20 protein-coding genes are annotated in these 21,904 nt (G+C 53.1%); 16 read left to right on the forward strand and 4 right to left on the reverse strand.

What is annotated here, in order from left to right; genetic code table 11:
- Window positions 1–124: 124 nt before the first annotated feature.
- Window positions 125–1,282: a DNA-binding transcriptional regulator CdaR gene (gene cdaR / locus ACERJC_RS18505; RefSeq protein ID WP_042323710.1), complete on the forward strand. Its 1,158-nt coding sequence runs from the start codon at window positions 125–127 to the stop codon at window positions 1,280–1,282.
- Window positions 1,283–1,548: 266 nt separating this feature from the next.
- On the opposite strand, the gene ACERJC_RS18510 is transcribed toward cdaR, so the two are convergent.
- The 4 genes from ACERJC_RS18510 to map form a co-directional block, all read right to left on the reverse strand.
- Complete coding sequence (locus ACERJC_RS18510) at window positions 1,549–1,935, reverse strand: DUF3461 family protein (RefSeq protein ID WP_042289892.1); 387 nt, start codon at window positions 1,933–1,935, stop codon at window positions 1,549–1,551.
- A 109-nt stretch (window positions 1,936–2,044) separates the two neighbouring features.
- On the reverse strand, window positions 2,045–2,869 hold the full coding sequence (gene dapD / locus ACERJC_RS18515; protein WP_152405821.1) for a 2,3,4,5-tetrahydropyridine-2,6-dicarboxylate N-succinyltransferase: 825 nt from the start codon (window positions 2,867–2,869) through the stop codon (window positions 2,045–2,047).
- A gap of 30 nt (window positions 2,870–2,899) precedes the next feature.
- Window positions 2,900–5,572, reverse strand: a complete 2,673-nt coding sequence (gene glnD, locus ACERJC_RS18520) for a bifunctional uridylyltransferase/uridylyl-removing protein GlnD (protein WP_371896251.1) — start codon at window positions 5,570–5,572, stop codon at window positions 2,900–2,902.
- Window positions 5,573–5,680: 108 nt separating this feature from the next.
- Window positions 5,681–6,475: a type I methionyl aminopeptidase gene (gene map, locus ACERJC_RS18525; protein WP_152405820.1), complete on the reverse strand. Its 795-nt coding sequence runs from the start codon at window positions 6,473–6,475 to the stop codon at window positions 5,681–5,683.
- A 405-nt stretch (window positions 6,476–6,880) separates the two neighbouring features.
- Here map and rpsB point away from each other — a divergent pair, with 405 nt between their 5' ends.
- The 15 genes from rpsB (at window position 6,881) to rnhB (ending at window position 21,898) form a co-directional block, all read left to right on the forward strand.
- On the forward strand, window positions 6,881–7,606 hold the full coding sequence (gene rpsB / locus ACERJC_RS18530; protein ID WP_042323700.1) for a 30S ribosomal protein S2: 726 nt from the start codon (window positions 6,881–6,883) through the stop codon (window positions 7,604–7,606).
- Window positions 7,607–7,740: 134 nt separating this feature from the next.
- A complete protein-coding gene (tsf, locus tag ACERJC_RS18535; RefSeq protein WP_042323696.1) occupies window positions 7,741–8,592 on the forward strand; it encodes a translation elongation factor Ts in 852 nt (283 codons plus the stop codon).
- Window positions 8,593–8,746: 154 nt separating this feature from the next.
- Complete coding sequence (pyrH, locus tag ACERJC_RS18540) at window positions 8,747–9,472, forward strand: UMP kinase (protein WP_042323694.1); 726 nt, start codon at window positions 8,747–8,749, stop codon at window positions 9,470–9,472.
- Window positions 9,473–9,614: 142 nt separating this feature from the next.
- On the forward strand, window positions 9,615–10,172 hold the full coding sequence (gene frr, locus ACERJC_RS18545) for a ribosome recycling factor (RefSeq protein WP_371896238.1): 558 nt from the start codon (window positions 9,615–9,617) through the stop codon (window positions 10,170–10,172).
- Between the two features lie 158 nt (window positions 10,173–10,330).
- Entirely contained in the window at window positions 10,331–11,533 is a 1,203-nt protein-coding gene (gene ispC, locus ACERJC_RS18550; RefSeq protein ID WP_152405819.1) for a 1-deoxy-D-xylulose-5-phosphate reductoisomerase, read from the forward strand.
- A 182-nt stretch (window positions 11,534–11,715) separates the two neighbouring features.
- Window positions 11,716–12,474, forward strand: a complete 759-nt coding sequence (gene ispU / locus ACERJC_RS18555; protein ID WP_152405818.1) for a (2E,6E)-farnesyl-diphosphate-specific ditrans,polycis-undecaprenyl-diphosphate synthase — start codon at window positions 11,716–11,718, stop codon at window positions 12,472–12,474.
- Between the two features lie 12 nt (window positions 12,475–12,486).
- Entirely contained in the window at window positions 12,487–13,344 is an 858-nt protein-coding gene (gene cdsA, locus ACERJC_RS18560) for a phosphatidate cytidylyltransferase (protein ID WP_152405817.1), read from the forward strand.
- 11 nt (window positions 13,345–13,355) lie between these two features.
- A complete protein-coding gene (gene rseP, locus ACERJC_RS18565) occupies window positions 13,356–14,708 on the forward strand; it encodes a sigma E protease regulator RseP (RefSeq protein ID WP_152405816.1) in 1,353 nt (450 codons plus the stop codon).
- A 31-nt stretch (window positions 14,709–14,739) separates the two neighbouring features.
- Window positions 14,740–17,169, forward strand: a complete 2,430-nt coding sequence (gene bamA, locus ACERJC_RS18570; RefSeq protein ID WP_371896239.1) for an outer membrane protein assembly factor BamA — start codon at window positions 14,740–14,742, stop codon at window positions 17,167–17,169.
- Between the two features lie 122 nt (window positions 17,170–17,291).
- A complete protein-coding gene (gene skp / locus ACERJC_RS18575; RefSeq protein ID WP_042323679.1) occupies window positions 17,292–17,777 on the forward strand; it encodes a molecular chaperone Skp in 486 nt (161 codons plus the stop codon).
- Window positions 17,778–17,780: 3 nt separating this feature from the next.
- On the forward strand, window positions 17,781–18,806 hold the full coding sequence (gene lpxD / locus ACERJC_RS18580; protein ID WP_042323678.1) for a UDP-3-O-(3-hydroxymyristoyl)glucosamine N-acyltransferase: 1,026 nt from the start codon (window positions 17,781–17,783) through the stop codon (window positions 18,804–18,806).
- 103 nt (window positions 18,807–18,909) lie between these two features.
- The gene (gene fabZ, locus ACERJC_RS18585; protein WP_003018528.1) at window positions 18,910–19,365 is read left to right on the forward strand and encodes a 3-hydroxyacyl-ACP dehydratase FabZ; all 456 of its coding nucleotides are present in this window, start codon (window positions 18,910–18,912) and stop codon (window positions 19,363–19,365) included.
- Between the two features lie 3 nt (window positions 19,366–19,368).
- Window positions 19,369–20,157 (forward strand): acyl-ACP--UDP-N-acetylglucosamine O-acyltransferase, encoded by a 789-nt coding sequence (gene lpxA / locus ACERJC_RS18590; RefSeq protein ID WP_373672225.1) that lies wholly within the window; start codon window positions 19,369–19,371, stop codon window positions 20,155–20,157.
- Window positions 20,157–21,305 (forward strand): lipid-A-disaccharide synthase, encoded by a 1,149-nt coding sequence (gene lpxB, locus ACERJC_RS18595; RefSeq protein ID WP_373672226.1) that lies wholly within the window; start codon window positions 20,157–20,159, stop codon window positions 21,303–21,305. The genes lpxA and lpxB overlap by 1 nt, the downstream gene beginning before the upstream one ends.
- The gene (gene rnhB, locus ACERJC_RS18600; RefSeq protein ID WP_152405813.1) at window positions 21,302–21,898 is read left to right on the forward strand and encodes a ribonuclease HII; all 597 of its coding nucleotides are present in this window, start codon (window positions 21,302–21,304) and stop codon (window positions 21,896–21,898) included. Before lpxB ends, rnhB begins: the two co-directional genes overlap by 4 nt.
- Window positions 21,899–21,904 lie beyond the last annotated feature (6 nt).

The raw sequence follows: 21,904 nt of genomic DNA on the forward strand, positions 1-21,904 counted from the left end.
GGAAGGGGTTTCTTTTTGTGATACTTCCCACAACTCCATACTTCTTCCCTTTGCTTTGTGCATTTGCACAATGCCAGCGTTCCTTATCTTCTTTATGCTGGAGCTCTGCTCACAGGAGGGGTTTATGGCTGGCTGGCATCTTGATACCAAAATGGCGCAGGATATCGTGGCACGCACGATGCGCATCATTGATACCAATATCAACGTAATGGATGCCCGTGGGCGGATCATCGGCAGCGGCGATCGCGAGCGTATTGGTGAATTGCACGAAGGCGCACTGTTAGTCCTCTCTCAGGGCCGTGTGGTGGATATTGATGACGCTGTCGCGCGCCATCTGCACGGTGTTCGTCAGGGGATCAACCTGCCGCTGCGTCTGGAAGGCGAGATCGTGGGCGTGATAGGCCTGACCGGCGAGCCTGAGCATCTGCGCAAGTATGGCGAACTGGTGTGCATGACGGCGGAGATGATGCTGGAACAATCGCGCCTGATGCACCTGCTCGCGCAGGACAGTCGCCTGCGTGAAGAGCTGGTGATGAACCTGATTCAGGCAGAAGAGAACACGCCGGCGTTGACCGAATGGGCGCAACGTTTAGGCATTGATCTCAACCAGCCGCGCGTAGTGGCGGTGGTGGAAGTGGACAGCGGGCAACTCGGCGTGGACAGCGCCATGGCGGAGCTGCAGCAGTTACAGAATGCACTGACCACCCCGGAGCGTAATAACCTGATTGCGATTGTTTCGCTGACTGAGATGGTGGTGTTAAAACCGGCGCTGAATTCGTTTGGCCGCTGGGATGCGGAAGATCACCGCAAGCGCGTTGAGCAGCTTATTGCGCGCATGAAAGAGAACGGGCAGTTACGCTTTCGCGTTTCGCTGGGCAATTACTTTACCGGGCCTGGCAGTATCGCGCGTTCGTACCGTACCGCGCGCACAACGATGATGGTTGGCAAACAGCGAATGCCGGAAAGTCGTAGCTATTTTTATCAGGATTTGATGCTGCCGGTGCTGCTCGACAGTCTGCGCGGCGGCTGGCAGGCCAATGAGCTGGCGCGTCCGCTGGTACGACTGAAGGCGATGGACAATAACGGTCTGTTGCGCCGCACTCTGGCGGCATGGTTTCGTCACAACGTGCAGCCGCTGGCCACCTCGAAGGCGCTGTTTATTCACCGTAACACGCTGGAGTATCGACTGAATCGCATCTCGGAATTGACCGGTCTGGATTTAGGGAACTTTGACGACCGGTTGCTGCTGTACGTAGCGTTGCAACTGGATGAGCAGCGTTGATGAATTGCCTGATGGCGCTACGCTTATCAGGCCTACGAGGATGCACCTGTAGGCTGGATAAGGTGTATGAGGATGCACCTGTAGGCCGGATAAGGCGTATGACGCCGCCATCCGGCAACAAACTGGATGAGCAGCGTTGATGAATTGCCTGATGGCGCTACGCTTATCAGGCCTACGAGGATGTACCTGAAGGCCGGATAAGGCGTATGAGGATGCACTTGTAGGCCGGATAAGGCGTATAACGCCGCCATCCGGCAACAAACGGCTTATTTACGCGTCAGTTTTTCCAGATCGGCTTCGATCTCGGTGATTTTATTCGCCACCACGCTTTCCAGATGGCGTAAGTCATCAAGGATCTTGCGTTTCAGATCCACTTCAGTGCGATCGCGCTGGCAAATTTGATCGAGTTCGTCGATCACGTAGCGCAGGTTAGGACTGATCTCCTGCACCTCTTTGTATCCCTGACCGATACCATCGGCGACCACGGTTTTGCGTTGGCGGGGGTATTTAAACTTCACGCTTTTGGCAAAGAATTCACCTTTATCCTTCTGGAAATAGATTTTCAGGATATCGTTGTTGGCTTCTTGCCGCAGGCTGTAACGATCGATTTCTTCAGGATTAGTAATGCCCAGACTTTTCAGATTGTCATACATAGCGGTACCCTTAAGCTCACTATAACTATTGAATAATTAACGAAAAGCCCTGTTTCTGCCACTCGCAGATGTAAAAAAAGCGGGCTAAGCCCGCTTTTTCAAATCACCGTTAGTCGATGGTGCGCAACAACTCGTTGATGCCGACCTTGCCGCGCGTTTTGGCGTCGACTTTTTTCACAATCACCGCACAGTACAGGCTGTACTTGCCATCTTTCGACGGCAGGTTGCCGGAAACGACAACCGAGCCCGCCGGAACGCGGCCATAATGAACTTCGCCAGTTTCACGGTCGTAAATACGGGTGCTCTGACCAATATAAACGCCCATTGAAATCACGGAGCCTTCTTCCACGATCACGCCTTCTACCACTTCAGAACGCGCGCCGATGAAGCAGTTGTCTTCGATAATGGTCGGGTTCGCCTGCAGCGGTTCCAGTACGCCACCGATGCCGACGCCGCCGGACAGGTGAACGTTTTTGCCGATCTGCGCGCAGGAACCGACGGTTGCCCAGGTATCGACCATCGTGCCTTCATCAACATAAGCGCCGATGTTGACATAAGACGGCATCAGCACGGTGTTACGGGCGATAAATGCACCCTGACGCACTGCTGCAGGCGGAACCACACGGAAGCCTTCTTTCTGAAAGCGCGCGTCGTCGTAGTTCGCGAATTTCATCGGCACTTTATCGAAGTAGCGGCTTTCCGCACCGTCGATCACCTGGTTATCGTTGATACGGAAAGAGAGCAGAACCGCTTTCTTCAACCACTGGTGAGTCACCCACTGACCGTCTACCTTTTCTGCCACGCGCAGTACGCCGGAATCCAGCAGAGAAATCACCTGATTCACCGCTTCACGGGTCACGGTATCCACATTGGCCGGAGTAATGTCGGCACGGCGCTCAAAAGCGGTCTCAATAACGTTCTGTAACTGCTGCATTGTTAAACTCTTTCCCTATAAATAAACACACTACCCTTTATCGTTTGGATTGAGGGCCTCTGTCAACCGTTGATGCACTTCCTGCTGAAGCTCATTATTAAGCGCACGCCGGTCCGCTGTGGCGATTATGAATAAATCTTCTACTCGCTCGCCAATGGTTGTAATTCGGGCGCCATGAAGCGAAATTCCGAGATCGGCAAAAATTTGCCCGACCCGCGCCAGCAGCCCGGGCTGATCGAGCGCGATAAGCTCGAGGAACGATTTGCGGTCGGTGTGTGTCGGCAGGAACGTGACCTCGGTATCGACGGTAAAATGGCGCAATTTTGCCGGCTGTCGACGCGGCTGCGGCGGCTGCCAGCTGTGCTGGGTGATTGCCTGTTCCAGTCCAAAGCGGATGGCTTCATGTCGGTCTGACGACAATGGACTGCCGTCCGGTTCCAGTACGATAAAGGTATCCATCGCCATTCCGTCGCGGGTCGTAAAAATCTGCGCATCGTGGACGCTCAGATTACGTCTGTCCAGCTCGGCGCAGACGGCGGCAAACAGATACGGTCTGTCCGGACTCCAGATGAATATTTCCGTCCCGCCGCGCGTCGCCTGCGGGCTGAGCAGAATTAACGGCTCGCTGAGGTTGTGCTGCAACAGATGACGCGCATGCCAGGCCAGCTGATTTGGGCTGTGGCGCACGAAGTAGTTGGCGCGACAGCGCGACCAGATATGGTGCAGCGCTTCTTCATCAATGTTATCCATCCGCAGCAAAGCCAGCGCCTGCAACTGATGATGACGCACGCGCTCGCGCATGTCCGGCGTGTTTTGCATCCCCCGACGCAGCTGTTTTTCCGTGGCGAAGTACAGTTCACGTAGCAGGCTTTGCTTCCAGCTGTTCCACAGCGTTTCGTTGGTGGCGCAAATATCCGCTACCGTCAAGCAGACCAGGAAGCGCAGGCGGTGTTCCGTCTGCACTTCTTCGGCGAACTGCTTAATGACTTCGGGATCCTGAATATCCCGGCGCTGAGCGGTCACCGACATCAGCAGATGCTGGCGAACCAGCCAGGCAATCAGTTGCGTTTCGCGCGAGTTCAGACCATGCAGTTCAGCGAATTTGAGCACGTCTTGCGCACCCAGCACCGAGTGGTCGCCGCCGCGCCCTTTGGCAATATCATGGAACAGCGCGGCGATAAAAATCAGCTCGGGCTGACGCAGACGCGGCCAGAGATCTACGCACAGCGGGTGACGCTGACGGGTCTCTTCTTTGGCAAAACTTTCCAGCTTCAGCATCACGCGAATCGTGTGCTCGTCCACCGTGTAGGCGTGGAACAGGTCAAACTGCATCTGCCCGACAATACGTGACCACTGCGGCATGTAGGCCCACAGCACGCTATGGCGGTGCATTGGGAGCAGACCGCGGCTGACCGCGCCAGGGTGACGCAGCATACTGAGAAACAGCGACCGCGCCTCCGGGATATAGCACAGCGGCTGATTCAGATGGCGGCGCGCATGACGCAGATGGCGCAGAGTGGTGGAGTAGATCCCGGTGATCGCACTGTTGCGTACCATGGTGTAGAACATCCGCAGGATCGCTTCCGGTTCACGGATGAACAGATCGTCCTGACGCAGATCGATTAGCGTGCCGCGCAGTTGAAAGTCGTCATCAATAGGACGCGGTTTCTCGTCGGCGGACAGCGCGAGGATCGCTTCGTCAAACAGTTGCAGCAGCATCTGGTTGAGTTCAGTAACGCGGCGGGTGACGCGGAAATAATCCTTCATCATCTGCTCGACCGGTTCGTTACCTTCGCCGCTGTAGTTCAGGCGTTGAGCGACGCTCAACTGGCGATCGAACAGCAGGCGGTTATCGTAACGACTGACCACTAAATGCAGAGCAAAACGAATACGCCACAGAATGTGCAGGCATTCGTTCAGCTCAGCGCGCTCTGCTTGGGTCAAAAAGCCGAAGCCCACCATCTCGTCGAGCGAGGTGGCGCCAAAATGGCGACGAGCGACCCACTGCAGCGTATGGATATCGCGCAGGCCGCCGGGACTGCTTTTGATATCGGGTTCGAGATTATAGCTGGTACCGTGATAGCGCTGGTGGCGCTGATGCTGCTCTTCCACTTTGGCGGCGTAAAACTTATCGGACGGCCAGAAGCCTTCGCTGAAGATATGCTTTTGCAGCTCCAGAAAAAGGGCCACGTCGCCAATCAACAAACGGGTTTCAATCAGGTTGGTGGCAACAGTCAGGTCCGATAACCCTTCCAGCAGGCACTCTTCCAGCGTACGCACGCTGTGCCCGACCTCCAGTTTGACGTCCCATAGCAGCGTCAGCAGTTCGCCGACCTTTTGCGCCTGTTCGTCCGGTAATTTTTTACGGCTCAGGATGAGCAGGTCGATGTCGGAAAGCGGATGCAGCTCACCGCGCCCGTATCCGCCAACGGCGACCAGCGCCAGGTCGGCAATCTGTCCAAAACCGGCGTCGATCCACAGGCGTTGCAGCAACTGGTCGATAAATTCGGTACGGGCTTCAATCAATTGTTCGGCGGAAATTCCACTGTCGAAGGCATCGCCCAACCACTGCTGGAAGGTGTCGATGCGCGTTTTGACTCCGGAGACGGTGAGTTCGTCGCGAGACCAGGTACCCGGATTCTGCGGCTGACCGGGGAGGGTGGGGAGTGCGGTATTCGCGTGCTGTTCAGGAAGTGTATTCATCATGCGCCACCCATTAAAAAAGCCGGATACGGCGAAAGCGCCTTATCCGGCCTACGGAATAGTGCCATTTGTAGGCCTGATAAGCGAGAGCGCCATCAGGCAAAAAAGTTATACGTCGTGCGTGAGTACCGCCGGGATGGTGTCATCCTTGCGTAACGTCAAAATTTCACAGCCGTTTTCGGTTACCACAATAGTATGCTCGTATTGCGCAGACAAGCTCCTGTCTTTGGTTTTGACCGTCCAGCCGTCTTTCATGGTACGGATGCGGTAATCACCGGCGTTCAGCATCGGTTCGATGGTAAAGGTCATGCCCGGCTGCAGTACCACGCCGCCGTCGTCCGCATCATAGTGCAGCACCTGCGGCTCTTCGTGGAAGCCGCGGCCAATACCGTGTCCGCAGTATTCACGTACCACGGAGAAACCTTCGCCTTCCGCATATTTCTGGATTGCCGCGCCGAGGGTGCGCAGACGGATACCCGGTTTTACCATTCGCAGCGCCAGATACAGGCTTTCCTGCGTGACGCGGCACAGACGCTCGCCCAAAATGGTCGGTTTGCCGACGATAAACATTTTGGAGGTGTCACCGTGGTACTCATCTTTGATGACGGTCACGTCGATGTTGACGATATCGCCGTCTTTCAGATGCTTGGCATCATCCGGAATGCCGTGACACACCACTTCATTAATAGAGATGCAGACGGATTTCGGATAACCGTGATAGCCGAGACAGGCGGAGATCGCGTGCTGCTCGTTGACGATATAGTCATTACAGATACGATCCAGTTCACCCGTGCTGACGCCCGGTTTGATATACGGTTCGATCATCTCCAGCACTTCCGCGGCCAGACGGCCCGCGACGCGCATTTTTTCGATTTCTTCAGGGGTCTTGATTGAGATAGCCATGAATTCTGTCCATCAGTGTCGGTTATTTCGACAATAATTGTGTAAGTGCTGCCAATGGTATCAGCCAGGGGTATACCCTGCCAAATTGAGAATCATTCTGAACTTCGCCTTTCGTGCCACAAGTGCGTTGGCTGCTTAGTGACTCCGCCCCTGTCGGGGCCGCTGCTGGCATCGTTCAATTCAGCACAGACCGCCAACAATTATTGGTGTCTGTGGCGTATTTGTGGTATAAAGCGCGCCGGACTTCCGATCTCATTTCGTATACACAGAATAGACGGAAGCGACAAATCTCACTTTGTGTAACAACACACACGTATCGGCACATATTCCGGGGTGCCCTTTGGGGTCGGTAATATGGGATACGTGGAGGCATAACCCCAACTTTTATCTATAGAGGTTTTAATCATGGCAACTGTTTCCATGCGCGACATGCTCAAGGCTGGTGTTCACTTCGGTCACCAGACCCGTTACTGGAACCCGAAAATGAAGCCGTTCATCTTCGGTGCGCGTAACAAAGTTCACATCATCAACCTTGAGAAAACTGTACCGATGTTCAACGACGCTCTGGCTGAACTGAACAAGATTGCTTCTCGTAAAGGTAAAATCCTTTTCGTTGGTACTAAACGCGCTGCAAGCGAAGCGGTGAAAGACGCTGCTAACAGCTGCGACCAGTTCTTCGTGAACCATCGCTGGCTGGGCGGTATGCTGACTAACTGGAAAACCGTTCGTCAGTCCATCAAACGTCTGAAAGACCTGGAAACTCAGTCTCAGGACGGTACTTTCGAAAAGCTGACCAAGAAAGAAGCGCTGATGCGTACTCGTGAGCTTGAGAAACTGGAAAACAGCCTGGGCGGTATCAAAGACATGGGCGGTCTGCCGGACGCTCTGTTCGTTATCGATGCTGACCACGAGCACATTGCTATCAAAGAAGCAAACAACCTGGGTATTCCGGTATTTGCTATCGTTGATACCAACTCTGATCCGGACGGTGTTGACTTCGTTATCCCGGGTAACGACGACGCCATCCGTGCTGTTAGCCTGTACCTGGGCGCTGTCGCTGCAACCGTTCGTGAAGGCCGTTCTCAGGATCTGGCTTCCCAGGCGGAAGAAAGCTTCGTAGAAGCTGAATAATAAGGCACGCTCGTTCGAGCCCCCTTATAAACCAGGTAGTATCACGTTTGGTTAGGGGCCCTTTAGGCCCCTTTTTCACTTTTAAATCTGTGCGGTTTGACGCCGGGCAGATCAAATCTTCCGAGGATTTTAGAATGGCTGAAATTACCGCATCCCTGGTAAAAGAGCTGCGTGAGCGTACTGGCGCAGGCATGATGGATTGCAAAAAAGCACTGACTGAAGCTAATGGCGACATCGAGCTGGCAATCGAAAACATGCGTAAGTCCGGTGCTATCAAAGCAGCGAAAAAAGCAGGCAACGTTGCTGCTGACGGCGTAATCAAAACCAAAATCGATGGCAACATCGCTTTCATTCTGGAAGTTAACTGCCAGACTGACTTCGTTGCTAAAGATGGTGGTTTCCAGGCATTTGCTGACAAAGTCCTGGACGCTGCTGTTGCGGGCAAAATCACTGACGTTGAAGTGCTGAAAGCGCAGTTCGAAGAAGAGCGCGTTGCGCTGGTTGCGAAAATCGGTGAGAACATCAACATCCGTCGTATCGCTTCTCTGGAAGGCGACGTTCTGGGTAGCTATCAGCACGGTGCGCGTATCGGTGTTCTGGTTGCGGCTAAAGGCGCTGACGAAGAGCTGGTTAAACAGCTGGCGATGCACGTTGCTGCAAGCAAGCCTGAATTCGTTAAGCCGGAAGACGTGTCTGCTGAAGTGGTAGAAAAAGAATACCAGGTCCAGTTGGACATCGCGATGCAGTCTGGTAAGCCGAAAGAAATCGCAGAGAAAATGGTTGAAGGCCGCATGAAGAAATTCACCGGCGAAGTTTCTCTGACTGGTCAGCCTTTCGTTATGGAGCCGAGCAAGTCTGTTGGTCAGTTGCTGAAAGAGCACAATGCTGACGTAACTGGCTTCATCCGCTTTGAAGTGGGCGAAGGCATCGAGAAAGTTGAGACTGACTTTGCAGCAGAAGTTGCTGCGATGTCCAAGCAGTCTTAATTGTCGAAAAGGAGCCGCCTGAGGGCGGCTTCTTTTTGTCACCCATCACGCAAAAATCAGTATGGCTCTTATTTCGTTGTACTGAGTAGCGGCATATCATTTGTCGCCAGAATTAACCCCCATTTTTAATCGTCGACAGTCTCAGGAAAGAAACATGGCTACCAATGCAAAACCCGTCTATAAACGCATTCTGCTTAAGTTAAGTGGCGAAGCTCTGCAGGGTTCGGAAGGCTTCGGTATTGACGCAAGCATACTGGATCGTATGGCTCAGGAAATCAAAGAACTGGTTGAACTGGGTATTCAGGTTGGTGTGGTGATTGGTGGCGGTAACTTGTTCCGTGGTGCTGGTCTGGCGAAAGCGGGTATGAACCGCGTTGTGGGCGACCACATGGGCATGCTGGCCACCGTGATGAACGGCCTGGCAATGCGCGATGCGCTTCACCGCGCCTATGTGAACGCCCGCCTGATGTCCGCCATCCCACTTAATGGCGTATGTGACAACTATAGCTGGGCAGAGGCTATCAGCCTGCTGCGCAATAACCGCGTGGTTATCCTTTCTGCGGGTACGGGGAATCCTTTCTTCACCACTGACTCTGCGGCCTGCCTGCGTGGCATTGAAATCGAAGCTGACGTGGTTCTGAAAGCGACGAAAGTTGATGGCGTCTTTACTGCCGATCCGGCGAAAGATCCTTCTGCTACCATGTACGAGCAACTGACTTACAACGAAGTGCTGGATAAAGAACTGAAAGTAATGGATCTGGCTGCGTTCACGCTGGCGCGTGACCATAAGTTGCCGATTCGTGTCTTTAACATGAACAAGCCTGGCGCACTGCGTCGCGTAGTCATGGGTGAAAAAGAAGGCACATTAATTACGGAATAATTCCCGTAACGGCTAAATAGAGGTAAGATTCCGCGTTAATATCGCGGGCTTACCCGCAATATTTTAATCAGGGCTATACTAAGCACACCTCTGCAGGTGTCCTGTCTGGTCTGACTGAGACAAGTTTTCAAGGATTCGTAACGTGATTAGCGATATCAGAAAAGATGCTGAAGTACGCATGGAAAAATGCGTAGAAGCGTTCAAAAACCAAATCAGCAAAATACGCACGGGTCGTGCTTCTCCCAGCCTGCTGGATGGCATTGTCGTGGAATATTACGGCACGCCTACGCCGCTGCGTCAGCTGGCAAGCGTAACGGTAGAAGATTCCCGTACCCTGAAAATCAACGTGTTTGACCGCTCCCTGAGCCCGGCCGTTGAGAAAGCGATTATGGCTTCTGACCTCGGTCTGAACCCGAGCTCTGCGGGCAGCGATATTCGCGTTCCACTGCCTCCGCTGACGGAAGAACGTCGTAAAGATCTGACGAAAATCGTTCGTGGTGAAGCTGAACAGGCGCGTGTTGCCGTACGTAACGTCCGCCGTGACGCAAACGACAAAGTGAAAGCGCTGCTGAAAGACAAAGAGATCAGCGAAGATGACGATCGCCGCTCTCAGGACGACGTACAGAAAATGACTGACGCCGCTATCAAGAAAGTGGATGCGGCGCTGGCAGATAAAGAATCAGAACTGATGCAGTTCTGATTCTCCTGTACGCTCAAAACGCCGCTCAGAAGATCGTTTAGGATCGGCTGGCGGCGTTTTGCTTTTTAATCTGTCCATACCCTGGATAATTTGCGTCGCAGGAAAGCTAACACACCTGCAATGTGAAGGATGACAGGTATCATTTTGCTGGATGTTTGATGAAGCAATTAACCATTCTGGGCTCGACCGGCTCTATCGGCTGCAGCACGCTGGACGTGGTGCGCCATAATCCTGAGCACTTCCGTGTTATCGCGCTGGTGGCAGGTAAAAATGTCAGTCGTATGGTGGAGCAGTGCCTGGAATTTTCCCCGCGCTATGCCGTGATGGATGATGACGCCAGCGCGCGCCTCCTCAATGCCACGCTGAAACAGCACGGTAGCCAGACGGAAGTCCTGAGCGGACAACAGGCGGCCTGTGATATGGCGGCGCTTGATGAGGTTGATCAGGTGATGGCTGCCATCGTGGGCGCTGCGGGCCTTCTGCCAACACTTGCCGCTATTCGTGCGGGAAAGACCATTCTGCTGGCAAACAAAGAATCTCTGGTGACCTGTGGACGCCTGTTCATGGATGCCGTGAAGCGCAGTAAAGCCCAACTTTTGCCGGTAGACAGCGAACATAACGCTATTTTTCAGAGTATGCCCCAACCCATTCAACACAATCTGGGATACGCTGACCTGGAGCAGAATGGCGTGATGTCCGTTTTGCTTACCGGGTCTGGTGGCCCGTTCCGGGAAACGCCGCTGCATGAGCTGGTGTCGATGACGCCCGATCAGGCATGCCGTCATCCGAACTGGTCGATGGGACGTAAGATCTCCGTCGACTCAGCCACTATGATGAATAAAGGTCTGGAATACATTGAAGCGCGTTGGTTGTTTAACGCCAGTGCACGCCAGATGGAAGTGCTGATTCACCCGCAGTCGGTGATTCACTCGATGGTGCGTTATCAGGACGGCAGCGTTCTGGCGCAATTGGGTGAGCCGGACATGCGCACGCCTATCGCTCATACGATGGCCTGGCCGAATCGCGTAACCTCCGGCGTGAAGCCGCTCGACTTCTGCAAACTCAGCGCGTTGACGTTCAGCGCGCCGGATTACCAACGTTACCCATGCCTGAAGCTGGCGATGGAGGCGTTTGAGCAGGGGCAAGCTGCCACAACCGCGCTGAATGCAGCCAATGAAGTTGTCGTTGCTGCATTTCTTGCTGAAGAAATACGCTTTACCGATATCGCCGATCTCAATTTAGCTGTGCTGGAGCAGATGGATCTGGAGGAACCCCAGAGCGTTGATGACGTACTGAGGGTGGATGCGATTGCGCGAGAAGTCGCCAGAAAACAAGTGATGCGACTCGCAAGCTTAGGATAATCCTTCTACAGGAGATCGTGCTATTTGTTAGCGTTGTGCTTCAGTGATATAGTCTGCGCCACCTGATCGCAGGTATTTGGCTTTTTTGGGTCAGGTAAGCCGTGGTTTGACACGGCTTTTTTGTGTAAAGGCTTCAGTATTCCTGAGTACCGCTAAATCCTTTCAGGGACTATAAACGCGTTATGTTGTCTGCAACTCAACCAGTAAGCGAAAATTTGCCTGCACATGGCTGTCGTCATGTCGCGATCATTATGGATGGCAATGGTCGCTGGGCGAAAAAGCAAGGGAAGATTCGCGCATTTGGGCATAAGGCCGGAGCGAAATCCGTCCGCCGGGCCGTCTCTTTTGCTGCCAACAATGGTATTGATGCGTTAACGCTGTATGCCTTTAGTAGTGAAAACTGGAACCGACCGGCGCAGGAAGTGAGTGCGTTAATGGAGTTATTTGTGTGGGCGCTTGATAGTGAAGTTAAAAGCCTGCATCGCCATAACGTCCGCCTGCGCATTATTGGCGACACCAGTCGATTTAACGCGCGTTTGCAAGAACGTATTCGTAAGTCTGAAGCGATTACCGCCCAGAATACCGGGTTGACGCTGAATATTGCGGCGAATTACGGCGGACGTTGGGATATTGTCCAGGGAGTCAGACAGCTGGCAGAACAGGTGCAGGAAGGTTTACTGCGGCCTGAGCAGATTGATGAAGACATGCTCAATCAACAAATCTGTATGCATGAGCTGGCTCCGGTGGATTTAGTAATTAGGACTGGGGGAGAGCATCGAATAAGTAACTTTTTGCTTTGGCAAATCGCCTATGCCGAACTTTACTTTACAGATGTTCTCTGGCCCGATTTCGATGAACAAGACTTTGAAGGTGCGCTGCATGCCTTTGCTAATCGAGAGCGTCGTTTCGGCGGCACCGAGCCCGGTGATGATAAAGCCTGATGGGGGTCGCTTTTGCTGAAGTATCGCCTGATTTCTGCTTTCGTTTTAATACCCGTGGTCATCGCGGCGCTGTTTCTGTTGCCGCCGGTGGGGTTCGCCATTGTGACGCTGGTTGTTTGTATGCTGGCCGCGTGGGAATGGGGACAGTTAAGCGGTTTTGCCACGCGCACGCAACGCGTCTGGCTGGCGGTGCTGTGCGGGTTGTTGCTCGCACTGATGCTGTTTCTGCTGCCGGAATATCATCATAATATTCATCAGCCGTGGGTCGAGGCCTCGCTGTGGGCGTCGTTGGGCTGGTGGATTGTTGCGTTAGTGCTGGTGTTTTTTTATCCTGGCTCGGCGACTCTCTGGCGCAATTCGAAGACATTACGCATAATTTTTGGCGTGCTGACGATCGTTCCCTTCTTTTGGGGAATGCTGGCGCTGCGTGCCTGGCACTACGACGAGAATCATTACAGTGGCGCAATATGGCTACTCTATGTCATGATCCTGGTCTGGGGAGCGGACTCCGGGGCGTATATGTTTGGCAAACTGTTTGGCAAGCATAAACTGGCACCAAAAGTGTCGCCGGGGAAAACCTGGCAGGGCTTTTTTGGTGGCCTTGCCACGGCAGCTGTCATCTCCTGGGGTTACGGCATGTGGGCGAATCTGGATGTTGCGCCTGTCACCTTATTAATCTGCTCTATTGTCGCCGCGCTGGCCTCCGTGCTGGGCGATCTGACTGAGAGCATGTTTAAGCGTGAAGCGGGAATTAAAGACAGCGGTCATTTGATTCCAGGACACGGTGGTATTCTGGACCGTATTGATAGCCTGACGGCGGCAGTGCCGGTCTTTGCTTGCCTGTTGTTACTGGTATTCAAAACGCTTTAACGGAAGGTTTTATGCTGAGTATTCTCTGGAATCTGGCTGCATTCATTGTCGCACTGGGTGTGCTGATCACCGTGCATGAATTTGGTCATTTCTGGGTTGCCCGGCGCTGCGGTGTCCGTGTTGAGCGCTTTTCCATTGGATTTGGTAAAGCGCTCTGGCGCCGTACCGATCGGTCTGGGACCGAATATGTCATCGCCCTGATCCCTTTGGGCGGCTATGTCAAAATGCTGGATGAGCGCGCGGAACCGGTGATCCCGGAGCTGCGTCACCACGCTTTCAACAATAAAACCGTTGGCCAGCGCGCAGCAATCATTGCAGCCGGTCCGGTTGCCAATTTCCTCTTTGCCATCTTCGCTTACTGGCTGGTGTTTATCATCGGCGTCCCCGGTGTTCGTCCGGTTGTTGGTGAAATAACGCCCAACTCGATTGCCGCCCAGGCGCAAATTATTCCAGGCACGGAACTTAAAGCCGTTGATGGCATCGAAACCCCTGATTGGGATGCAGTGCGTTTACAGTTGGTCGCAAAAATTGGCGATGAACAGACGACAATCAGCGTGGCGCCTTTCGGCAGCAACCAGCGACAGGAAAAAACGCTGGATTTGCGGCAGTGGGCATTTGAGCCTGATAAGGAAGATCCTGTATCTTCTTTAGGGATTCGACCGCGCGGACCGCAGATTGAACCGGTGCTGTCAGAAGTCCAGCCGCAGTCCGCCGCAAGTAAGGCGGGTTTGCAAGCAGGCGACAGGATCGTTAAAGTCGATGGTCAACCGCTAACGCAATGGATGACGTTCGTGACCCTGGTGCGCGATAATCCAGGTCAGCCGTTAGCGCTGGAGATTGAAAGACAGGGGAGCGCCTTGTCTTTAACATTAATTCCGGATTCGAAATCGGGTAATGGGAAGGCAGAAGGTTTTGCCGGCGTTGTGCCGAAAATCATTCCTCTGCCGGATGAGTACAAGACAGTACGCCAGTATGGGCCGTTCAGCGCCATTGCACAGGCCACGGATAAAACGTGGCAGTTGATGAAGCTGACGGTCAGTATGCTGGGAAAATTGATAACCGGTGATGTGAAACTGAACAACCTCAGTGGGCCGATTTCTATCGCTCAGGGGGCTGGGATGTCAGCGGAGTTCGGGGTGATTTATTATCTGATGTTCCTTGCGCTGATTAGCGTGAACTTAGGGATAATCAACCTGTTTCCGTTGCCCGTTCTTGACGGGGGGCATCTGCTGTTCCTGGCGATTGAAAAGCTTAAGGGCGGACCGGTATCCGAGCGGGTTCAAGACTTTAGTTATCGCATTGGCTCGATATTGCTGGTGCTGTTAATGGGGCTTGCACTTTTCAATGATTTCTCTCGGTTGTAAGAGAGATAGTTAGGAAGAACGCATAATAACGATGGCGATGAAAAAGTTGCTCATAGCGTCGCTGCTGTTTAGCAGCGCGACCGTATACGGTGCTGAAGGGTTCGTAGTGAAGGACATTCATTTCGAAGGCCTGCAGCGTGTCGCCGTTGGTGCGGCCCTCCTCAGTATGCCGGTGCGCACAGGCGACACGGTTAATGATGAAGATATCAGTAATACCATTCGCGCACTGTTTGCCACTGGCAACTTTGAGGATGTTCGTGTCCTTCGCGATGGCGATACGCTTCTGGTTCAGGTAAAAGAACGTCCGACTATTGCCAGCATCACCTTCTCCGGTAACAAATCGGTGAAAGATGACATGCTGAAGCAAAACCTCGAGGCTTCTGGCGTGCGTGTTGGCGAATCTCTGGATCGCACCACCATTGCCGATATCGAGAAAGGTCTGGAAGACTTCTACTATAGCGTCGGTAAATACAGTGCCAGTGTGAAAGCGGTTGTCACACCACTGCCGCGCAACCGTGTTGACCTTAAACTGGTGTTCCAGGAAGGGGTATCGGCGAAGATCCAGCAGATCAACATCGTCGGTAACCATGCCTTCAGCACGGATGAACTGATCTCTCACTTCCAGTTGCGTGATGAAGTCCCGTGGTGGAACGTCGTTGGCGATCGCAAATACCAGAAGCAGAAACTGGCAGGTGACCTTGAAACCCTGCGCAGCTACTATCTGGATCGCGGTTACGCACGTTTCAACATCGATTCAACGCAGGTCAGCCTGACCCCGGATAAGAAAGGGATCTACATTACCGTGAACATCACGGAAGGCGAGCAGTATAAGCTTTCTGGCGTTCAGGTAACGGGGAACCTGGCGGGGCACTCAGCGGAGATAGAAAGCCTGACGAAAATTGAGCCGGGCGAACTCTATAACGGCACCAAAGTGACCAAAATGGAAGATGATATTAAAAAGCTTCTGGGTCGCTATGGCTATGCTTATCCGCGCGTTCAGTCACAGCCTGAAATCAACGACGCTGACAAAACCGTTAAACTGCGCGTAAACGTCGATGCGGGTAACCGTTTCTACGTGCGTAAGATCCGTTTTGAAGGTAACGATACGTCCAAAGATGCCGTCCTGCGTCGCGAAATGCGTCAGATGGAAGGGGCATGGCTGGGCAGCGATATGGTTGATCAGGGTAAAGAGCGTCTGAACCGTCTGGGTTACTTTGAAACGGTCGACACCGACACGCAGCGTGTTCCGGGCAGTCCGGACCAGGTTGATGTGGTCTATAAGGTGAAAGAGCGTAACACCGGTAGCTTCAACTTCGGTGTCGGTTACGGTACGGAAAGCGGCGTAAGCTTCCAGGCGGGTGTTCAGCAGGATAACTGGCTGGGTACGGGTTACGCGGTGGGGATTAACGGTACCAAGAACGATTACCAGACCTACAGCGAACTCTCCGTTACCAACCCGTACTTCACCGTTGATGGTGTGAGTCTGGGCGGTCGTATCTTCTATAACGACTTCGATGCGAACGATGCGGATCTGTCTGACTATACCAACAAAAGTTATGGTACAGACGTCACGCTGGGCTTCCCGGTCAACGAATACAACACGTTGCGTGCTGGCTTAGGGTATGTGCATAACTCCCTGTCCAACATGCAGCCGCAGGTCGCGATGTGGCGTTATTTGAACTCCGTGGGTGAATACCCGAGTGAATCGAATGACCGTAACTCTTACAGTGCCAACGACTTCACCTTCAACTATGGTTGGACGTATAACAAGCTTGACCGTGGCTTCTTCCCGACGGAAGGGACCCGCGTTAACCTGAACGGTAAGGTGACCATTCCTGGCTCTGATAACGAGTTCTACAAAGCGACGCTGGATACCGCGACCTACGTACCGATCGATGACGATCACAAGTGGGTGGTCCTCGGTCGTACCCGTTGGGGCTACGGGGATGGAATCGGCGGTAAAGAGATGCCGTTCTATGAGAACTTCTATGCCGGTGGCTCCAGCACCGTGCGTGGCTTCCAGTCTAACACCATTGGTCCGAAAGCCGTTTATTATCCATCCAGCAGTCGTCATGATGGCGATAGCGACTACGATAACGAATGTGAGAGCACTCAGTCAGCGCCGTGTAAATCGGATGATGCAGTGGGCGGTAACGCCATGGCTGTCGCCAGCCTGGAATTCATTACCCCAACACCGTTCATCAGCGATAAATACGCGAACTCGGTGCGTACCTCGTTCTTCTGGGATATGGGTACCGTCTGGGATACTAACTGGGATTCAAGTGCATATTCCGGTTATCCAGACTACAGTGATCCGAGCAATATCCGTATGTCTGCTGGTATCGCATTACAATGGATGTCCCCATTGGGGCCGTTGGTCTTCTCCTACGCCCAGCCGTTTAAGGATTACGATGGAGACAAAAAAGAGCAGTTCCAGTTTAACATTGGTAAAACCTGGTAATTGTTCTTCGCAAAGGAATGTAATGGTAGTGTAGCGATGACTTTAGGCGATCTTGCATGGGATCGCCTGGCCACGCAAAGAACTGTACCTTCGGGTGCAAATGGGATGGTAAGGAGTTTATTGTGAAAAAGTGGTTATTAGCGGCAGGTCTCGGTTTAGCAATGGTTACGTCTGCACAGGCTGCTGACAAAATTGCAATCGTCAACATGGGTAGCCTGTTCCAGCAGGTTGCGCAGAAGACCGGTGTTTCCAACACGTTGGAAAATGAGTTTAAAGGCCGCGCGAGCGAACTGCAGCGTATGGAATCCGATCTGCAATCTAAAATGCAGCGTCTGCAGTCCATGAAAGCGGGGAGCGATCGTACCAAGCTGGAAAAAGACGTGATGGCTCAGCGCCAGACCTTCTCTCAGAAAGCGCAGGCTTTTGAGCAGGATCGTGCACGTCGTTCCAACGAAGAACGTGGCAAACTGGTTACCCGTATCCAGACTGCTGTGAAATCTGTTGCCAGCAGCCAGAGCATCGATCTGGTCGTTGACGCGAACACCGTTGCTTACAACAGCAGCGACGTAAAAGACATCACTGCTGACGTACTGAAACAGGTTAAATAAGTAATGCCTTCAATTCGACTGGCTGATTTAGCAGAGCAGTTGGATGCAGAATTACACGGTGATGGCGATCTCGTCATCACCGGCGTTGCGTCCATGCAATCTGCGCAAACGGGTCACATCACGTTCATGGTGAATCCGAAATACCGTGAGCACCTGGCCTTATGCCAGGCGTCTGCCGTTGTCATGACGCAGGACGATCTTCCTTTTGCTAAGAGTGCTGCGCTGGTAGTGAAGAATCCCTACCTGACGTACGCGCGAATGGCGCAAATTTTAGATACCACGCCGCAGCCGGCGCAGAACATTGCACCGAGTGCAGTGGTTGATGCGACGGCAACGCTGGGTAGCAATGTTTCAATTGGCGCGAATGCGGTGATTGAGTCTGGCGTGGAGCTTGGCGATAACGTGGTTATCGGCGCGGGCTGCTTCGTCGGAAAAAATACGAAAATTGGGGCCGGTTCGCGCCTGTGGGCGAATGTATCGGTTTACCACGACATTCAGATCGGTGAGAATTGCCTGATCCAGTCCAGTACGGTCATTGGTGCTGACGGTTTTGGCTATGCCAACGATCGTGGCAATTGGGTGAAGATCCCGCAGTTAGGTCGCGTCATTATTGGCGATCGTGTGGAGATCGGCGCTTGTACTACCATCGACCGCGGTGCACTGGATGATACGGTGATCGGCAATGGGGTTATCATTGATAACCAGTGTCAGATTGCACATAACGTTGTGATTGGCGACAATACGGCGGTTGCCGGGGGCGTCATCATGGCGGGCAGCCTGAAGATTGGCCGTTACTGCATGATCGGCGGTGCCAGCGTAATCAACGGGCATATGGAAATATGCGACAAGGTTACCGTGACGGGCATGGGGATGGTGATGCGTCCCATCACTGAACCTGGCGTCTATTCCTCAGGCATTCCGCTGCAACCTAACAAAGTATGGCGTAAGACAGCCGCACTGGTGATGAATATTGATGATATGAGCAAGCGCCTCAAAGCCATTGAGCGCAAGGTTAATCAACAAGACTAAACTCTCACCCGGTCACACATACTTTACGGCCTGTCGGCATTCATACGATTGCGGCAGGCCGTGTTATTATTGGCTTTTAGTATATTTGGACAGGAAGAGTATTTTGACTACTAACACTCATACTCTGCATATTGAAGAGATTTTAGAACTTCTGCCGCACCGTTTTCCGTTTTTACTGGTTGACCGCGTGCTGGACTTTGAAGAAGGTCGTTTTCTGCGCGCAGTGAAAAATGTCTCCGTTAACGAGCCGTTTTTCCAGGGCCATTTCCCGGGTAAACCTATTTTCCCAGGCGTGCTGATTCTGGAAGCAATGGCACAGGCTACGGGTATTCTTGCGTTTAAAAGCGTAGGGAAACTGGAGCCAGGAGAACTCTACTATTTCGCGGGTATCGATGAAGCACGCTTTAAGCGTCCCGTCGTGCCAGGCGATCAGATGATCATGGAAGTCACTTTCGAGAAAACGCGCCGTGGCCTGACCCGCTTTAAAGGGGTTGCGCTGGTTGACGGTAAAGTAGTTTGCGAAGCAACGATGATGTGCGCTCGTAGCCGGGAGGCCTGATACGTGATTGATAAATCCGCCTTTATTCATCCAACCGCCATTGTGGAAGAAGGCGCCTCACTCGGCGCTAACGTTCACATTGGTCCTTTTTGCCTCGTTGGACCCCATGTTGAAATTGGTGAAGGTACCGTACTGAAGTCTCACGTTGTCGTGAATGGTCATACTAAAATTGGCCGCGATAACGAGATATATCAGTTCGCCTCCATCGGTGAAGTGAACCAGGATCTGAAATATGCGGGTGAACCGACCCGTGTGGAAATTGGCGATCGTAACCGCATTCGTGAAAGCGTTACCATTCATCGTGGTACAGTACAGGGCGGTGGATTGACGAAGGTGGGCAGCGATAACTTACTGATGATTAATGCCCATGTGGCACACGATTGCACAATAGGGGATCGCTGTATTCTGGCAAATAACGCCACGCTTGCGGGTCACGTTTCGCTGGATGATTACGTCATCATCGGTGGCATGACCGCAGTGCATCAGTTCTGCATTATTGGTGCACACGTGATGGTCGGTGGCTGTTCTGGCGTTGCTCAGGACGTTCCACCGTACGTTATTGCTCAGGGCAACCACGCGACGCCGTTTGGCGTCAACATCGAAGGGTTGAAGCGTCGCGGATTTACCCGCGAAGCGATCACCGCTATCCGCAATGCTTACAAAGCGTTGTACCGTAGCGGCAAAACCCTGGACGAAGTGAAACCGGAAATCGCTGAACTGGCGAAGCAGTATCCGGAAGTTCAGGCGTTCAGCGATTTCTTTGCCCGCTCAACGCGCGGACTGATTCGTTAATGGCTGAACAGCGCCCCTTAACGATTGCCCTGGTCGCCGGAGAAACCTCCGGCGATATTCTTGGTGCTGGCTTAATCCGGGCGCTGAAAGCGCGCGTACCTGATGCGCGTTTTGTCGGCGTCGCCGGCCCGCGCATGCAGGCTGAAGGCTGTGAAGCCTGGTATGAAATGGAAGAACTGGCGGTGATGGGCATTGTGGAAGTGCTTGGACGCCTGCGTCGTCTGCTGCATATCCGCGCCGATCTGACCCGTCGATTCACCGAGTTGCAGCCCGATGTTTTCGTCGGTATCGATGCACCCGATTTCAATATCACTCTCGAAGGGAATTTGAAAAAACAGGGCATCAAAACGATTCATTATGTCAGTCCGTCCGTCTGGGCGTGGCGACAGAAACGCGTTTTCAAAATAGGCAGATCCACCAACATGGTTCTGGCTTTTCTGCCTTTCGAAAAAGCGTTTTACGACAAGTTTAATGTACCGTGCCGTTTTATCGGTCACACGATGGCGGATGCCATGCCGCTGGACCCGGATAAAAACGCGGCGCGGGATGTGCTGGGTATTTCCCATGATGCCCACTGCCTGGCGTTATTGCCTGGTAGCCGTGGTGCAGAAGTCGAAATGTTGAGTGCCGATTTTTTAAAAACAGCACAACTGTTGCGACAGACATACCCTGACCTTGAAGTCGTGGTGCCATTGGTCAATGCCAAACGCCGCGAACAGTTTGAACGCATCAAGGCTGAGGTTGCACCCAATCTTCATGTTCACTTGCTGGATGGGATGGGACGCGAAGCGATGGTCGCCAGTGATGCAGCATTGCTGGCATCGGGCACCGCTGCGCTTGAGTGCATGCTGGCGAAATGCCCGATGGTAGTGGGATATCGCATGAAGCCCTTTACGTTCTGGCTGGCGAAGCGGTTGGTGAAGACTGATTATGTCTCACTGCCAAACCTGCTGGCGGGAAGGGAACTGGTGAAAGAGCTATTGCAGGAAGAGTGTGAGCCCCAAAAGCTGGCTGAGGCGCTCCTCCCCTTGTTGGCCAACGGTAAAACCAGCCATGCGATGCATGATACTTTCCGCGAACTGCATCAGCAGATCCGCTGTAACGCCGATGAGCAGGCGGCGGATGCGGTCCTGGAGTTAGTACAATGATCGAATTTGTTTATCCGCACACGCAGTTAGTGGCGGGTGTGGATGAAGTCGGACGCGGTCCATTGGTCGGCGCGGTCGTCACTGCTGCCGTGATCCTCGACCCAGCGCGCCCGATTGTGGGTCTTAACGATTCCAAAAAATTATCTGAAAAGCGCCGTCTGGCGCTGTATGACGAAATCAAAGAAAAAGCGTTGAGCTGGAGCCTCGGTCGTGCAGAACCACACGAAATCGATGAGCTGAATATTCTCCACGCCACCATGCTGGCTATGCAGCGAGCGGTGGCGGGGTTACACATTGCGCCGGAATATGTGCTGATCGATGGCAATCGCTGTCCGGCATTGCCTGTGCCATCCCTGGCGGTGGTGAAGGGCGACAGTCGGGTGGCGGAAATCAGCGCCGCGTCTATTCTTGCAAAAGTCACGCGTGACGCCGAAATGGCCGAGCTGGATATCGTTTTCCCGCAATATGGTTTTGCCCAACACAAAGGGTATCCAACCGCTTTCCATCTGGAAAAACTGGCTGAACATGGCGCAACGGAGCATCACCGACGTAGTTTTGCTCCCGTTAAACGCGCACTGGGACTCGCGTCCTGATTCTTG

Origin of the sequence: Citrobacter telavivensis, from assembly GCF_041807075.1 — a bacterium.
In the GTDB taxonomy this organism is placed as follows: domain Bacteria; phylum Pseudomonadota; class Gammaproteobacteria; order Enterobacterales; family Enterobacteriaceae; genus Citrobacter_A; species Citrobacter_A telavivensis.

Bases quoted from the DNA above. Each gene is read 5' to 3' on its own strand.
- cdaR (WP_042323710.1), top strand. From the start codon at position 125: ATGGCTGGCTGGCATCTTGATACCAAAATGGCGCAGGATATCGTGGCA.
- ACERJC_RS18510 (WP_042289892.1), bottom strand. From the start codon at position 1,935: ATGTATGACAATCTGAAAAGTCTGGGCATTACTAATCCTGAAGAAATC.
- dapD (WP_152405821.1), bottom strand. From the start codon at position 2,869: ATGCAGCAGTTACAGAACGTTATTGAGACCGCTTTTGAGCGCCGTGCC.
- glnD (WP_371896251.1), bottom strand. From the start codon at position 5,572: ATGAATACACTTCCTGAACAGCACGCGAATACCGCACTCCCCACCCTC.
- map (WP_152405820.1), bottom strand. From the start codon at position 6,475: ATGGCTATCTCAATCAAGACCCCTGAAGAAATCGAAAAAATGCGCGTC.
- rpsB (WP_042323700.1), top strand. From the start codon at position 6,881: ATGGCAACTGTTTCCATGCGCGACATGCTCAAGGCTGGTGTTCACTTC.
- tsf (WP_042323696.1), top strand. From the start codon at position 7,741: ATGGCTGAAATTACCGCATCCCTGGTAAAAGAGCTGCGTGAGCGTACT.
- pyrH (WP_042323694.1), top strand. From the start codon at position 8,747: ATGGCTACCAATGCAAAACCCGTCTATAAACGCATTCTGCTTAAGTTA.
- ispC (WP_152405819.1), top strand. From the start codon at position 10,331: ATGAAGCAATTAACCATTCTGGGCTCGACCGGCTCTATCGGCTGCAGC.
- ispU (WP_152405818.1), top strand. From the start codon at position 11,716: ATGTTGTCTGCAACTCAACCAGTAAGCGAAAATTTGCCTGCACATGGC.
- rseP (WP_152405816.1), top strand. From the start codon at position 13,356: ATGCTGAGTATTCTCTGGAATCTGGCTGCATTCATTGTCGCACTGGGT.
- bamA (WP_371896239.1), top strand. From the start codon at position 14,740: ATGGCGATGAAAAAGTTGCTCATAGCGTCGCTGCTGTTTAGCAGCGCG.
- lpxD (WP_042323678.1), top strand. From the start codon at position 17,781: ATGCCTTCAATTCGACTGGCTGATTTAGCAGAGCAGTTGGATGCAGAA.
- lpxB (WP_373672226.1), top strand. From the start codon at position 20,157: ATGGCTGAACAGCGCCCCTTAACGATTGCCCTGGTCGCCGGAGAAACC.
- rnhB (WP_152405813.1), top strand. From the start codon at position 21,302: ATGATCGAATTTGTTTATCCGCACACGCAGTTAGTGGCGGGTGTGGAT.